At 66.4% G+C, this 14,360-nt stretch carries 17 protein-coding genes; 11 read left to right on the top strand and 6 right to left on the bottom strand.

The annotated features are described in order from the left end of the window. The first annotated feature begins 10 nt into the window (after positions 1–10). The 5 genes from OU998_RS15855 to OU998_RS15835 all read left to right on the top strand — a co-directional run bounded on the left by OU998_RS15855 (position 11) and on the right by OU998_RS15835 (position 4,005). Positions 11–256, top strand: a complete 246-nt coding sequence (locus OU998_RS15855) for a hypothetical protein (RefSeq protein WP_267514620.1) — start codon at positions 11–13, stop codon at positions 254–256. Then, on the top strand, positions 253–660 hold the full coding sequence (locus OU998_RS15850; protein WP_267514619.1) for a type II toxin-antitoxin system VapC family toxin: 408 nt from the start codon (positions 253–255) through the stop codon (positions 658–660). The genes OU998_RS15855 and OU998_RS15850 overlap by 4 nt, the downstream gene beginning before the upstream one ends. A 370-nt stretch (positions 661–1,030) precedes the next feature. Then, positions 1,031–2,977, top strand: coding sequence for an RNA polymerase sigma factor RpoD (gene rpoD, locus OU998_RS15845; RefSeq protein ID WP_267514618.1), 1,947 nt, complete (start codon positions 1,031–1,033; stop codon positions 2,975–2,977). 52 nt (positions 2,978–3,029) lie between these two features. Next, positions 3,030–3,209, top strand: coding sequence for a DUF2256 domain-containing protein (locus tag OU998_RS15840; protein ID WP_267514617.1), 180 nt, complete (start codon positions 3,030–3,032; stop codon positions 3,207–3,209). Positions 3,210–3,264: 55 nt separating this feature from the next. Continuing rightward, positions 3,265–4,005, top strand: coding sequence for an extensin family protein (locus OU998_RS15835; RefSeq protein ID WP_267514616.1), 741 nt, complete (start codon positions 3,265–3,267; stop codon positions 4,003–4,005). A 34-nt stretch (positions 4,006–4,039) separates the two neighbouring features. On the opposite strand, the gene OU998_RS15830 is transcribed toward OU998_RS15835, so the two are convergent. From OU998_RS15830 to OU998_RS15820, 3 genes are read right to left on the bottom strand one after another with little or no spacing between them, the layout of a single operon-like run. Next, a complete protein-coding gene (locus OU998_RS15830; protein ID WP_267514615.1) occupies positions 4,040–4,387 on the bottom strand; it encodes a DUF1428 domain-containing protein in 348 nt (115 codons plus the stop codon). 11 nt (positions 4,388–4,398) lie between these two features. Next, positions 4,399–4,866 (bottom strand): SRPBCC family protein, encoded by a 468-nt coding sequence (locus tag OU998_RS15825; protein ID WP_267514614.1) that lies wholly within the window; start codon positions 4,864–4,866, stop codon positions 4,399–4,401. A 13-nt stretch (positions 4,867–4,879) separates the two neighbouring features. Beyond that, entirely contained in the window at positions 4,880–5,326 is a 447-nt protein-coding gene (locus tag OU998_RS15820) for a VOC family protein (protein WP_267514613.1), read from the bottom strand. A gap of 58 nt (positions 5,327–5,384) precedes the next feature. On the opposite strand from OU998_RS15820, the gene OU998_RS15815 reads away from it, so the two are divergent. From OU998_RS15815 to OU998_RS15805, 3 genes are all read left to right on the top strand, one after another. Further along, positions 5,385–6,074: a winged helix-turn-helix transcriptional regulator gene (locus OU998_RS15815; RefSeq protein WP_267514612.1), complete on the top strand. Its 690-nt coding sequence runs from the start codon at positions 5,385–5,387 to the stop codon at positions 6,072–6,074. 97 nt (positions 6,075–6,171) lie between these two features. Continuing rightward, entirely contained in the window at positions 6,172–8,058 is a 1,887-nt protein-coding gene (locus OU998_RS15810; RefSeq protein ID WP_267516826.1) for a methyl-accepting chemotaxis protein, read from the top strand. Positions 8,059–8,173: 115 nt separating this feature from the next. Further along, positions 8,174–8,704 carry a hypothetical protein gene (locus tag OU998_RS15805; RefSeq protein WP_267514611.1) on the top strand — a complete coding sequence of 177 codons (531 nt, stop codon included), beginning with the start codon at positions 8,174–8,176 and terminating at the stop codon, positions 8,702–8,704. Here OU998_RS15805 and OU998_RS15800 read toward each other — a convergent pair. Then, the gene (locus tag OU998_RS15800) at positions 8,701–8,910 is read right to left on the bottom strand and encodes a flagellar basal body rod C-terminal domain-containing protein (protein ID WP_267514610.1); all 210 of its coding nucleotides are present in this window, start codon (positions 8,908–8,910) and stop codon (positions 8,701–8,703) included. The genes OU998_RS15805 and OU998_RS15800 overlap by 4 nt on opposite strands. A 195-nt stretch (positions 8,911–9,105) precedes the next feature. Between OU998_RS15800 and OU998_RS15795 the strand changes: the two genes are divergently transcribed. The 3 genes from OU998_RS15795 to OU998_RS15785 all read left to right on the top strand — a co-directional run bounded on the left by OU998_RS15795 (position 9,106) and on the right by OU998_RS15785 (position 12,514). Further along, entirely contained in the window at positions 9,106–11,010 is a 1,905-nt protein-coding gene (locus OU998_RS15795; RefSeq protein WP_267514609.1) for a DEAD/DEAH box helicase, read from the top strand. A 199-nt stretch (positions 11,011–11,209) separates the two neighbouring features. Beyond that, a complete protein-coding gene (locus OU998_RS15790) occupies positions 11,210–11,533 on the top strand; it encodes an Mpo1-like protein (protein ID WP_267514608.1) in 324 nt (107 codons plus the stop codon). Between the two features lie 90 nt (positions 11,534–11,623). Further along, complete coding sequence (locus OU998_RS15785; RefSeq protein ID WP_267514607.1) at positions 11,624–12,514, top strand: hypothetical protein; 891 nt, start codon at positions 11,624–11,626, stop codon at positions 12,512–12,514. 75 nt (positions 12,515–12,589) lie between these two features. On the opposite strand, the gene OU998_RS15780 is transcribed toward OU998_RS15785, so the two are convergent. Continuing rightward, positions 12,590–13,159, bottom strand: coding sequence for a 3D domain-containing protein (locus OU998_RS15780; RefSeq protein ID WP_267514606.1), 570 nt, complete (start codon positions 13,157–13,159; stop codon positions 12,590–12,592). 157 nt (positions 13,160–13,316) lie between these two features. Then, on the bottom strand, positions 13,317–14,336 hold the full coding sequence (gene dusA, locus OU998_RS15775; RefSeq protein ID WP_267514605.1) for a tRNA dihydrouridine(20/20a) synthase DusA: 1,020 nt from the start codon (positions 14,334–14,336) through the stop codon (positions 13,317–13,319). Positions 14,337–14,360: the final 24 nt, after the last annotated feature.

Raw genomic sequence — 14,360 nt, 5'->3', positions numbered from 1 at the left:
GTCTCGCGCCATGGATGGTTCCCAGCCTGTCAGGATCACGCAAGACGGCGACCATCAGGTCGTCCATCTGCCGAGCGGCGTCGCCGCTCCGGCGGACGCCGTGGTGCGTCAGGAGGGAGATCGGCTGATTATCGAACGGGCGGGGCTGCGGATGGGGTCGTCGGCTCGTCTTCTGGCGCGTCTCGCGACGATGGAGCCGATCGACGAGGAGTTGGGGGAGATCGACGATCCTCCGCCCGAACCGGTCAATCTTTGATCCAGTACCTCCTCGATACCAACATCGTCTCCGACCTTTTGAAGGACCCGGCGGGACGATCCTCGCAGCGTCTGGCGTTGATCGATCCCAGCGCCATCTGCATCAGCGTCGTTGTGTTGGCGGAACTGCGGTTCGGGTTTGCCAAGAAGCAGTCGTTTCGGCTCATGTCACGGCTCGAAAGCCTGCTGGACGACTTCGCGGTGCAAGCCTGGAGTGAGCCGGCGGACCGAAGGTATGCTGAGGTTCGCGCCGCACTCGAACGCGCCGGAACACCCATCGGCGCCAACGACCTGCTGATCGCCGCCCACGCCCTGGCGCTGGATTGCATCCTCGTCACCGACAATGAACGCGAGTTCGCGCGCGTGCCGGGTTTGCGGGTCGAGAACTGGCTGCGCGCCGATTGAGGGGGATGCGCTTGACTCTGCCCGCTTGCGACGCCATCTGGCGCAATCGGATCATGATTGCCTTTAGTGCGCGAGGTCGAGAAGGCGGCGGCAAAGCCCGACGCGCCATTCCTGGTCGCAAATGCGCCCCTCGCCGAGGCAAGGGTCCGATGGTCGCAGGCGTTCTAAGACGCCTCGGTCCTGGCGTGAGATGCGCCGGGGCAGGATGAAGGGTTCCGCCGACGTGGGTCGCGCGGGGTTTGCTTTGTCGTGCGATCAAAGCCGGGATGATTTGGGAAGACAGCGCGGGCGCGTAACCTTACGCCTCGCCAGGCATTGTATTTTCGCCGGGGTGGATTGATCACCCCCTCCGGCTGGAGACGAACTGACTATGAACGCACAGACCGAGACGCAGGACGCCGAGGTTACGACCGACGGGCCCCTGCTCGATCTGACCGACGCCGGCGTCAAGAAATTCATCAAACAGGCCAAGGCGCGCGGCTATGTGACGATGGAGGAGCTGAACAAGGTCCTGCCGTCCGAAGAAGTCACGCCGGACGCTATCGAAGACACCCTGGCCATGCTGTCGGAAATGGGCGTCAATGTCGTCGAGGCCGAGGAGGATGCGCAGGAGCAGCAGTCCACCGACGTCGCCGCCACCGCCTCCACCGGCGTGGCCGAAGCGCCGGCCAAGGCCGCCTATGACCGCACCGACGACCCTGTGCGCATGTATCTGCGTGAAATGGGCTCGGTCGAACTGCTGAGCCGCGAGGGCGAAATCGCCATCGCCAAGCGGATCGAGGCCGGTCGTGACGCCATGATCTCGGGTCTGTGCGAAAGCGCCCTGACCTTCGAAGCCATCATGGTGTGGCGCGACGAGCTTGAGAACAACCGCATCCTGCTGCGCGAGGTCATCGACCTGGACGCGACCTACGGCGTGCTGAACCCCTCATCCCTGCCGGGCGCCGCCCAGCCCGAAGGCGAAGAGGAAGAAGAGGCCGAGGAAAAGCCGGTCGCCGAAGACAAGCCTGAATCCGACGACGACGACGACGACGATTTCGACGACGGCGGCGGCATGTCGATCTCGGCGCTGGAAGCCGAGCTGCGCGACGGGGTGATGGAGGTTCTGAACCTCATCGCCGCCGACTTCGGCGCCTTCCGGAGCTTGCAGGACAAGCTGGTCCAGACCCGCCTGAAGGGCGAGGCGCTGAGCGCCAAGGACGAGAAGGCCTATCGCAGCCTGACGCTGTCCATCTCGGATCGTCTGAAGACGATGAAGTTGAACAACAACCGCATCGAGGCCCTGGTCGAGCAGCTGTATGCGATCAACAAGCGCCTGATCGGTCTGGAAGGGCGTCTGCTGCGCCTGGCCGACAGCTACGGCATCTCGCGGCCCGAATTCCTGAAGGCCTATTTCGGCGCCGAACTAGACCCGACCTGGACCGACCGGATCAAGGACCAGGGCGTGCGCTGGACCAAGTTCAGCGACAATGAAGCCGGCCAGATCGCGACTATCCGCGGCGACATCGCCGCTGTGGCGCTGGAAGCCGGCCTGCCGATCGACGACTATCGCCGCATCGTCCAGACGGTGCAGAAGGGCGAGCGCGAAGCCCGGCAGGCCAAGAAGGAAATGGTCGAGGCCAATCTGCGCCTCGTGATCTCCATCGCCAAGAAATACACCAACCGCGGCCTGCAGTTCCTGGACCTGATCCAAGAGGGCAACATCGGCCTGATGAAGGCGGTCGATAAGTTCGAATATCGCCGCGGCTACAAGTTCTCGACCTACGCCACCTGGTGGATCCGTCAGGCCATCACCCGGTCCATCGCCGACCAGGCGCGGACCATCCGTATCCCGGTGCACATGATCGAGACGATCAACAAGATCGTCCGCACCAGCCGCCAGATGCTGCACGAGATCGGCCGCGAGCCGACCCCGGAAGAACTGGCCGAGAAACTGGCCATGCCGTTGGAGAAGGTGCGCAAGGTCCTGAAGATCGCCAAGGAGCCGATCTCGCTGGAAACCCCCATCGGGGACGAGGAAGACAGCCACCTGGGCGACTTCATCGAGGACAAGAACGCCGTCCTGCCCATCGACGCCGCCATCCAGTCGAACCTGCGCGAGACCACCACCCGCGTGCTGGCGTCGCTGACGCCGCGTGAAGAACGGGTGCTGCGGATGCGGTTCGGCATCGGCATGAACACCGACCATACGCTGGAAGAAGTCGGCCAGCAGTTCTCGGTGACGCGCGAGCGGATCCGTCAGATCGAGGCCAAGGCCCTGCGCAAGCTGAAACACCCCAGCCGGTCGCGCAAACTGCGGTCCTTCCTGGACAGCTGAAGACGATCAGGGGCGGCTCCGACGGGGCCGCCCTTTTTCGTGGCGAACCGGCATGGCTCGAAAACACGTCAATCTGGGCCGAGCGCCCGCTAAGGCCGACCTGCCGCAAAAGATCTGCGCCGCCTGCGGTCTGCCGTTCGCGTGGCGCAAGAAGTGGGCGCGGGACTGGGATCAGGTGCGGTTCTGCTCCGACCGGTGTCGGGCCGCCGGCGCCGCCCCGGAACGGCGATAGGCGGCTCTCCGCCTCGTGACCGACGCGCCATCGGGAATCGGATAGGATTCAGGCGATGGCTTCCAATGTTCTGATGATGCGTCTGTCGGTCGGCCTCGCGGTTCTGCTGATCCTGAGCGGGTGTGTGCGGCGCGCGCCCGAGCCGCTGCGGCCGTCGCCCTATCCGGGACGCAGCGGAGCGCCCTTGATCGGGGGGCTGATCGACCGGCCCATAGACGGGGGAACCCAAGGGGCGGTGGTGCGGGTGGGCGCGGACCTGGGGCGATGTCTGGCCGAACTGAACGCCGCGCGGGTGACGTTCAGCCCCATTCCGGACCGTCAGAACTCAGCCGTCTGCGGACTGAGCCAGGGCGGGGTCCTGGGCGCCGACATGGGCACGGTGGCGCGAATGGCGCCGGGCGATGTCGAGATGACCTGTCAGACGGCCCTGGCCCTGAGCCTCTGGCGGCGTCAGTCGCTCGAGCCGGCGGCGCGCGAGATCCTGGGGTCCGACGTGGTCCAGATCGACCACATGGGCGCCTACGCCTGTCGTAATGTGAACAATGGCGCGGGCTCGACCCGGATCAGCGCCCACGCCCAGGCGGCGGCCCTGGACTTCGCCGGGGTGCGGCTGCGCGACGGGCGGCGGATCACGGTGACGAACGACTGGGACGGCGACGCGCCCGAGGCCCGCTTCCTGCGCCGCGTCCGCGATGACGCCTGCCGCATCTTCGGCACGGTGCTGAGCCCCGACTATAACGCCGTCCACTACGACCATCTGCATCTGGAAGCGACCGACACACGTTTCTGCCGATAGGCCGACACCGGAGCGCGCGGCGCTGACGTGGCGGTCAGGCCTCGAAGATCGTCTCGAAGCCGCCGAAGATCATCCGCTTGCCGTCGAAGGGCATTTCCATCTCGTGGAAGCGGGGATCCTCCATCATCTTCTTCTCGGCGGCGTCGCCGGTCGCCTTGTCGGGCCAGATGATCCAGGACAGGACTGCCGTTTCATCGGGTTCCAGCTTCACCGCCATCTTGAAGTCCGTCAGCTTGCCGTCGCGAATATCGACGCCCCAGTTTTCGACGACGGACAGGGCGCCGAACTCCTTGAGGATGGGCGCGACGGCCTGGGCGCATCTCAGATAGGCGGCCTTGTCGGCCGTTTTCACAGGGGTCACGAAGCCACTCAGATAGGTCATCGTCGTTCTCCTCAGGCTTTGGATTCGGCCAGTTCGGCCAGTTCGGCCAGTTGATCGGCGACGGCGCCCCAGCCCTGTTCGAAACCCATATCGCGGTGGGTCTGCATCGCCTTTTCGTCCCAGTGGCGGGCGACGGCGGTGTAGCGGGTGGCGTCGCCCTCGGGTTCGAAGGTGTCGATACGGACGAAGTTCATCTCGCCCGGCTGAGGAACCCAGCCCTCGGTCATGGCGCCGGTCGAGACCAGACGCCGGCCGGGGATCACCTCCAGGAAGACGCCGGAATAGGCGTGGCGCTCGCCCTCGGGCGAGGCCATCTCCACATTGGCGCGGCCGCCGACACGCAGGTCCCAATCGACGGCGGGCGTAGTCCAGGGGCGGGGGCAGAACCATTCGCCTGTCCGCTCGACGTAGATCTTCCACACGTCTTCGGGCGAGGCCTGGATCAGGCGGGTGACACTGAGTTCGAAGGGGGCGGACATATCGGCCTTTCGGTCAGGCGGGCGTCAGTTCATGGGCGGCGAAGGCTTCGGGGCCGGCGGCGACGGCGGCGGGGTCCATCCACATGGTCTCCCAGATATGGCCGTCCGGGTCGGCGTAGCTGCGCCCGTACATGAAGCCGTAGTCCTGGGGCGTGTTCGGGTCCGCCGTCCCGCCGGCCGCCCCGGCCTGGGCCACCACCTCATCGACCGCGTCGCGGCTGTCACGCGACAGGCACAGCAGCATCTGGGCGGAGTTGTGGGCGTCGGGAATCTGGCGGTCCGTGAAGGTGCGCCATTTGTCGTGGGTCAGCAGCATGACGTGGATGACGTCCGACAGGACCATGCAGGCCGCCGTATCGTCGCTGAACATCGGGTTCTTCGTGGCGCCGACCGCTTCATAGAAGGCGATGGACCGGTTCAGGTCAGCGACGGGCAGATTGATGAAAATCAGCTGGGTCATTCGTCTTTCCTCTCCCTATGTTTGCCAACCGTGCCGCGAGAGATTAAAATAGTCAACTATGAAGTTAGAAGAAGTAACCTCTAAGCCGGGGCGTCGGTACCACGATGCGTGCGGCGCGGCGCATGGGCTGGACCTGATCGGCGAACGCTGGGCGCTGCTGGTCGTGCGCGAACTGATGCTGGGTCCGCGCCGGTTCGGCGATCTGAAGAAGGATCTGCACGGAATTTCGGCCAATGTTCTGACCCAGCGGCTGGAGGGGCTTGAGGCCTCAGGCGTGGTGCGACGTCGCAAACTGCCGCCGCCGGCCTCGGTTCAGGTCTATGAGCTGACGGAGTGGGGCCGCGAGATCGAGCCGGTCTTCATGGTCCTGGGGCGCTGGGCCGCGCGGTCGCCGGGTCATGATCCCACCCTGCCGATCAGCGCTGTCTCGATCATGCTGTCGTTCAAGACCATGTTCGATCCCGTTCGCGCCGGTGAAGCGGCCATGGTCGTCGGCTTCGTTTTCGATGAGACTGCCTTCCGCGTCGAGATCGCGGACGGCAAGCTGGAGGCTCTACGCGGCCAGATCGAAGATGCGGACGTCACCCTGACCACGCGGCCCTCCCTGGTCGCGGCGGCGGTCTACGGCAAGGTTCCGATTGCGGATTTGAAGGCGGAGGGGGATCTCTCGATCAAGGGTGATGTTCGCGTCCTCGAACGGTTCACGGACTTCTTCCACCTGCCCGAAAAGGCGATGTCGAAAACTTAGCCTTAGAAGTTTTGGTAAGGACTCTCCCTTAGGCCCTGGCGCATCCTAGTATTCGGAGGCGGACGTGTTCAGGTCCCTATCGGTATCCATCAAGCTCATGATCGCCCTCGGGGCCATGATGAGCGCGTGCGGCGTGGCCACCCTGGTGGTGCTGTTCAGCCTTGTGACGATCCAGCAGTCCGATACGGCCGAACAGTCTGCACGCGCGATCAGCGACGCGGCGTACCGGGCCTTGGGGGCGGCGGTCGAGGAACAGAACGCCATGCGCGCCTATGTGGCGACGGGGCGCGACGAGGCTCTTCAGGACTACAGGGCGCGCAAGACGGCCTTCGACCAGGCGGTTGCGGCGCTGGACGCCAGCGATCCGACCCATGTGTACGCCGCCCAGCACCAGGCGCTAAGCGCCGCCACGACCGCCTTCCACCAACAGTCGGAAGGCCTGATGGGCCTGGCCCGCGATCCCGCCACTCGGCCTCAGGCCGGGGCGCAACTGATGCAGACGGCGGGATTGGACGATGTCCGCACGGCCGTTGCGGCGGTAGACGAGGCGGCGCGGCGTGTGCTGACCCAGAGAGAGGGCGACAAGAAGGTCGCGTTCGACGCCGGATACGCCGCCCTGGTCGTCGGCGGGGTTCTGGCCCTGTTGGTCGCGGGCGCAATGACCATTTGGCTTATGCGCGCCTTGAGCCAGCCCATCGTCGCCATGACCCGCGCCATGGATCGACTGGCCGGCGGCGATCTCGACGTGGCTATTCCCGCCCAAGGTCGCACCGATGAGATCGGCCGCATGGCCATCGCTGTCGGGACCTTCCGCGACAATGCGGCGGAGAAGATCCGCCTGGAGGCCGAAACCCAATCCCAGCGTGCGGTCAGCGAAGCCGAGCATCGCGCCAACGAGGCCGAAAAGGCGCGGCTGGCCGAGGAGGACCGCGTGGCCCTGACGGCCCTGGCCGAAGGTCTGGCGGCCATGTCCAACGGCGACCTGACGCACCGGTTCACGACCGATGTGGCGCCGCGGGCCGAACAGCTGAAGACCGACTTCAACGCCGCCATCGCCCAGCTGCAACAGGCCATGGGCGTGGTCCTGGGCAATGTCGCCAGCATCCGCTCGGGCGCCGGCGAGATATCGCAGGCCGCCGATGATCTGTCGCATCGCACCGAACAGCAGGCGGCCAGCCTGGAAGAAACCGCCGCCGCTTTGGACGAGATCACCGCCACGGTGAACAAGACCGCCTCGGGCGCCCGCCAGGCCTCGGACGTGGTTCAGGCGGCCAAGGGCGACGCGGAAACCTCGGGCGTCATCGTCCGCGACGCGGTTTTGGCCATGCAGGCCATCGAGGGGTCGTCGTCTCAGATCAGCCAGATCATCGGCGTCATCGACGAGATCGCCTTCCAGACCAATCTGCTGGCCCTGAACGCCGGGGTTGAAGCTGCACGCGCCGGCGAGGCCGGTCGTGGCTTCGCGGTGGTGGCCTCTGAAGTGCGGGCCCTGGCCCAGCGTTCGGCCGAGGCCGCGAAAGAGATCAAGACCCTGATCTCCGCCTCGACCAACCAGGTCGGTTCGGGCGTGAAACTGGTCGGTCAGACCGGCGAGGCCCTGCAACGGATCGTGGACCGGGTCGCCGAGATCGACGGCCTGGTGGCGGATATCGCGGCCTCGGCCCAGGAACAGGCCATCGGCCTGGCCGAGGTCAACACCGCCGTGAACCAGATGGACCAGGTGACCCAGCAAAACGCCGCCATGGTCGAGCAATCGACCGCCGCCAGCCAGGCCTTGGCTCAGGACGCCGAAGCGCTGCAGGCGTCGATGGCGCAGTTCAAGGTGGGCGCATCGGCTTCGACGCAGACGGAACGCGCCGCACCCAAGGCGTCCTCGCCGGCCCGCTCGAACCATATGGCCGCCGCCCTCAAGACCCTTGGTCGCGGCGGGGCGGCTCCCAAAGCTCAGGCTGCGCCTGCGACGGAGGGATGGGAGGAATTCTGATCCCTGCCGACCCGTCGATTGCGACATTCCGATGATCGCGGTTCTCTGAGTCGACTTCGCGTCGAAGGCGAGTATCCTTGAGGCGGCCTCGGGGGAGGCGTCGTCGGGGAGCGCCATGTTCGACATCGGTCATCTGAAACAGCGGTTCAGCCAGTACGCCGCCCTGTGGGTGGCGGGCTTTCTGATCAGCGGCGCGGCCATACTGGTCGGCATGCTGTTCATGGACCTGATGGCGGCGGCGGATCTGGTGCTTCCGGCCCTGCTGGCGCTGGTCGCCCTGATCCTGGGCGTCGGCGTCGTGGCCAGTTTTCTTTCGGGGCGGACCTTGGGGACCAAGCTGGCGGTGCTGCTGGCGGCTGTGTTGCTGGTCCTGCCGCTGCTCTGGTCGCCGGTGTCGGCGGCGGTGGTGATCGCCTTCTTCGCCGACCGGTCGATCGAATATTCGGTCGCCTACGCCGACTTCCAGATCGCCATCGCGTCCGTGCTCTACCCCTTGTCGGAGCTGTTTCTGGGCGGGGCGGTGTTCAGCGCCGTCTGGGCGGGCTTCCAGTTCTTCGCCAGCCTGGTCGGCGTGATTTCGGCCGTGGCCAGGGCCTGGCCCTATATCCGGCGCATCCTGGGCCCGGAGCCGGCGACCGACCGCTAGGCCAGCATGTCCAGCAGGGTCCCGGTCATCTCATCCGCAGTGCGGACGACGGCCGCATTGGCGCTGAAGGCGGTCTCGGCCTGAATCCGCTCTACGGTTTCCTCGGCGAGGTTCTCGAGGGGTTCGGCGGCGGTGCGGCGCGCGCTGGCGTCGAACTGCAGCTGAGCGCTCATCATTCCGACGGTGGCGATAGGCATGGCCTGCATGGGCGGTCTCCTTCAGTCCGCACTCTGGACCCGTCCCGGTCAACGCCTCTGTAACAAACAGGGTGAACGGTGTTTTCCGCCCCGCTTGCGCCTTTATCCGTGTATAGAGCGCCCATCATTCGCCCGGCCTGAGGACTGTCCTCGGCCGGGCGCGGCCGTTTCGACGACCGCCTTGTCCGTTGTCCCAGGTAGCCGATGCCCTTTCCCGCCGTCCATCCCGCGCTCGACCGCGCACTCGTCAACAAGGGCTATGCCGAGCCGACCCCGGTTCAGGCCGCCGTCCTGGAAGGCGAATACGCAGAACGCGACCTGCTGGTCTCGGCCCAGACCGGGTCCGGCAAGACGGTCGCCTTCGGCCTGGCGGCGGCCCCGACCCTGCTGGGCGACAAACCCATCTTCGGTCCTGGCGGCGCGCCCCTCTGCCTGGCCATCGCGCCCACGCGGGAACTGGCCATGCAGGTCGCGGCCGAGCTGCAATGGCTGTACGCCGACTCCGGCGCCAAGATCGCCACCTGCGTCGGCGGCATGGATGCACGGCGTGAAGCCCGCGCCCTGGGCTTTGGCGTTCACATCGTCGTCGGCACGCCCGGCCGCCTGAAGGATCACATCGACCGGGGCAATCTGGACCTGTCCGAACTGAAGGTCGCCGTCCTCGACGAGGCCGACGAGATGCTGGACATGGGCTTCCGCGAGGATCTGGAATTCATCCTGGATCATGCGCCGGCCGAACGCCGCACCCTGCTGTTCTCGGCCACCATCGCGCGCGAGATCGCGACCCTGGCCAAGCGCTACCAGAAGGACGCGGTGCGGATCGACGCCACCGACAAGACGCGCCAGCACGCCGACATCGAATACCGCGCCTATCGCATCGCCCCGAACGAGATCGAGCACGCGGTGGTCAACACCCTGCGTTGGTACGAGGCGCCGCGCGCCATGGTCTTCTGCTCGACGCGGGATTCCGTGCGCCATCTCCAGGCCTCTCTGCTGGAGCGCGGCTTCTCGACCGTGTCCCTGTCCGGCGAGATGGGCCAGCGCGAACGGACCGACGCCTTGCAGGCGCTGCGTGACGGCCGCGCCCGCGTCTGCGTGGCCACCGACGTGGCCGCACGCGGTCTGGACCTTCCCGACCTGGGTCTGGTCATCCACGCCGAACTGCCGATGAACCGCGCGGGCCTGCTGCACCGTTCGGGCCGGACGGGCCGGGCGGGCAAGAAGGGCGTCTCCGTCATGCTGGTGCCGCACTCGCGCCGCCGCAAGGCCGAGCGTCTGATGGATGACGCCGGCGTCGACGCCGTCTGGTCCGGCGCACCGACCTTCGATGAGATCCGCAAGGCCGACGAAGGCCGTCTGTTGTCGCCCGAATTCTTCGAAGCCGACGTGTCCGACGAAGACATGATCGTCGCCAAGCGGATGATCGCCGAGCGCACGCCCGACGAGATCGCCGCCGCCCTGGTGCGTCTGCTGCGCAAGGAGCAGCCGGCGCCGGAAGAACTGTCCGATCCGGGTTCGGATCGCAGCCCCGTCAAGCGCGAGCGCACCGTGCGCAACGAAGACGGCACGGCCGCCCAGCCCTGGCCGGGCGACCGCCTGGGCTCGGACGACGTGGTCTGGTTCCGCCTGGATGTGGGCCGCAACAAGAACGCCGACCCCAAATGGCTGATCCCGCTGATCTGCCGCATCGGCGGCATCTCCAAGCCCCAGATCGGCGCCATCCGCACCTTCCCGGAAGAGACCCGGTTCGAGATCGCCAAGACCCACGAGAAGGCCTTCCGCGAGGCCGTCGCCGCCTCGAACGACGAGGTCAAGATCACGTCGTCGGAAGCCCCGACCCCGGGTTCGATGAAGGCCGGCCGCTTCTCCGGCAAGCCGAACCGCGACGAAGGCGATCGTCCGTTCAAGAAGACCCCCTACAAGCGCGCCGACGGCGGCGAGGGCGACGCCCGCCCGCCGTTCAAGAAGAAGCCCTGGGCGCCCAAGGCCGATGGCGGCGGCGCAAACCCGCGCTCCAACGCGGCCGGCGACAAGCCGTTCGCCAAGAAGCCGTTCAAGGCCAAGCCGGGCTTCAAGAAGGAAGGCTTCAAAGGCAAGCCCAAGGGCTGAGACGTTAGGCACCACGCCTTACCACCTGGTTCGTCATCCTCGCCCTTGTGGCGAGGATCCATACTCCCGGTGTCTGCCGTTGTGCGCCACTTGCGAGACCGGGCGTATGGATCCTAGGCACAAGGCCTAGGATGACGGGGATGGGAAGGGGGGTATGGCTGCTCTTGCCCCTCGCTCCATCCGGGCGCACCCTCCGCCCATGAGCACGCCGTCCGAACCCCAGGGACGATACGCCTCGTTCGAGGCCTTCTATCCCTATTACATCCACGAGCATTCCAACCGGACCTGTCGGCGGATCCACGTCGTGGGCACGGGTCTGGTGATCCTGGCCTTCCTCGCCTTCGTGCTGACGCTGAACCCCTGGTGGCTGCCGGCCATGCCATTGATCGGCTACGGCTTCGCCTGGGTCGGGCATTTCTTCTTCGAGAAGAACCGGCCGGCCACATTCAAATATCCGCTGTGGAGCCTGATGGGCGACTTCCGCCTGTTCTTCGAGACGGCGTCCGGGCGACGGCGGTTCTGAACCCGACCCCTGTGATTTGAAGCTGTGCCTTGCGGCGGAAGCGGATAGGATCGCCCTGCGGCGGGAGGCCGCAGGGGAGGGAAATCGCCCATGAAGCTCATCGCCATCGCAGCCAGCGCCGCGCTCGTGCTCGCACCCAGCGTCAGCGTCGCGCAGAAGAGCGGCGCCAGGCCGGACTTCAACCTTGATCCCAACTATGGCGAGGTGGCGCTGGAGACCGGCTTCACGCCGGATCCCTGGACCCAGTCCATTCTGGCCGGCGGCTCCGTGCCCGCCTCGGCCGCGTTGTCGGGCTGCGAAGGCTCGGTCAGCGCCGCGCCGGACCTACAACTGAATTTCGAGGCCGGCGAGTTCGACCTGACCGTCCGGGCGCTGGCGTCCGAGGACACGACTCTGCTGGTCAATACGCCGAGCGGGCAGTGGCTCTGCGATGACGACAGCGGCGGCGGCGTGAACCCCAAGGTGTTGATCTCCGAGCCCAAGAGCGGACGATACAACATCTGGCTGGGCACCTATGGCGACGACATGGTGCAGTCGACGCTGGAGATCAGTGAGCTGGGGGGATCGGACGCGACCGACGCCGGCACCCCGGACCCTGGTCTGGATCCCAATTTCGGCTCGGTGAACCTGGAAACCGGCTTCACGCCCGACCCGCACGAGAAAACCATCCTGGCCGGCGGCTCGATCCCGGCGGCAAGCGCGAAATCGGGCTGCGAGGGCAAGGTCAGCGCGGCGGCGGATTACCAGGTCGTCTTCGAGCCCGGCTCCATGGACCTGACCTTCCTCGTCGAGGCGTCCGAGGACACGACCCTGCTGATCAACGCCCCGAACGGCCGCTGGTATTGCGACGACGACAGCGGCGGCGGGGTGAACCCCAAGGTGCTGATCACCAATCCGCAGGCCGGTCGCTATGACGTCTGGGTCGGGACCTACGGGGACGACATGGTGCAGTCCACGCTGAAGGTCAGCGAACTGGACTAGGGCTCGACCACAAGGGCGAACACAAAGACGCCGGCGGCCGCGAGGCGCGCCGGCGTTTTTCGTTTCGCGGCCCAATCAGTTGGACGCGTCTTCCCAGGCCGGGGGGCAGCCGTCGAAACGGCCGGCGTCGGCGATGGTCAGGGTCTGCATGTTCAGGCGACGGGCCTGGGCCATCGAGCCGCGGCCATGTCCGGTGAACAGATCGACCTTCTGGCCCTTGATGGCGCCGCCGGTGTCCGACGCATACCAGTAGCCATCGTGGATCGAGCCGTCGGCCAGACGCAGACCGACCGTCTCGCGGATGAACAGTTTGGTGCGACGGGGGATGACGCGGGGATCGACCGCGACCGTGCGCATGGCGATCGGTCGGCAGCCCAGGGAGTCGTTGCCCGTCGCGCCGCCGCCGCCCGCATGATAGAGGCGCGCCGACGCGCGCCAGTCAGGGTCTCCGGCCATCAGTTCGGCCTGGTCGGGGCTGAGGCTCAATTCGATTTCGGACGAGGCGTCGGTGGAACCGATCTCGGGCGCCGGGGTTTCAACCCTGGCTTCATCCGCCGCGACGGCGACATTGTAAGGGACCGGATCGCTCGACAGCGAAGACACGGCGGCCCAGAGAATGGCGAAGGCAGCGGAAGCGCCGATCATCCGATTTGCTCATAACAGCACCGGCTCCCAACGCCGCCGGCACCGTAAAACTCGCGTTAACTTGTGGCCAGAAAGGGGCGCGTCGGCGAGTCTGGGGCGTTCACGCGTGGGTGGTTCCCGCAAGTGTATGATCAAACGGACGATTTCTCGTCGCGGATCAGGCTGCGTCTTCGCGCCGCGCTTCGGCTTCGCGCACGGCCTCGGCGGCGCGATCCAGAACCTCAAGTCCCGCGCCCGGTTGGATCGCCTCGACCGTCAGAATGCGCCGAAAGGCCCGCGCGCCCGGTCGCCCGTGCATAAGGCCCAACATGTGGCGGGTGATGGCGGCCAGTCGCACGCCCTCATTGAGCCGGGCGGCCACATAGGGGCGGTAGCGGTCCAGGGCGGCAAAGGCGTCCACGTCTTCGCTGGCGGCGCCATAGAGGCGGCGGTCCGCCTGCCCCAGCAGGGCCGGCTCATGATAGGCGACGCGGCCCAGCATGACGCCGTCCAGTCGGACTCCGTCCTCGTCATCGGCCAGATGGGCCTCGGCCTCATCGAGGTTCGCGATCCCGCCGTTGATGGAGATGTTCAGGTGCGGCCGCTCGCGCTTGAGCCGGCGCACCAGGTCGTAGTCCAGCGGCGGCACGTCACGGTTTTCCTTGGGCGACAGGCCTTGCAGCCAGGCCTTGCGCGCGTGGACGATGAAGACCTCGATCCCCACGGCGGCGCAGGCGTCCACAGTGGCGAACAGGCTGATCTCCGGGTCCTGATCGTCGACGCCGATGCGGCATTTGACGGTGGCGGGAATATCGACGGCCTCCTTGATCGCCGCCATACAGTCGGCCACCAGTTCCGGCTCGCGCATCAGACAGGCGCCGAACCGACCCGACTGGACCCGGTCAGACGGGCAGCCGACGTTCAGATTGATCTCGTCATAACCATAGTCAGCGCCGATCCTGGCCGCCTCGGCCAGTTCGACCGGATTGGACCCGCCCAATTGCAGGGCGACAGGGTGCTCGACGGCGTCGAAGCCCAGCAGATAATCCCGGTCTCCGTGCAGCACCGCCGGCGCCGTCACCATCTCAGTATAGAGCAGGGCGCGCACCGTCAGGGACCTGTGAAAGGCCCGGCAGTGCCGATCCGTCCAGTCCATCATCGGGGCCACGGCCAGTCTACGCGCTTGATTTATCGACATTTTTTCTGTAGTTTCAGGCGGTTG

This window comes from Brevundimonas sp. SL130, from assembly GCF_026625805.1.
GTDB lineage: Bacteria > Pseudomonadota > Alphaproteobacteria > Caulobacterales > Caulobacteraceae > Brevundimonas.
The sequence above is the reverse complement of the archived record's forward strand: the minus strand, read 5'-3'. Positions and strand labels throughout refer to the sequence as shown.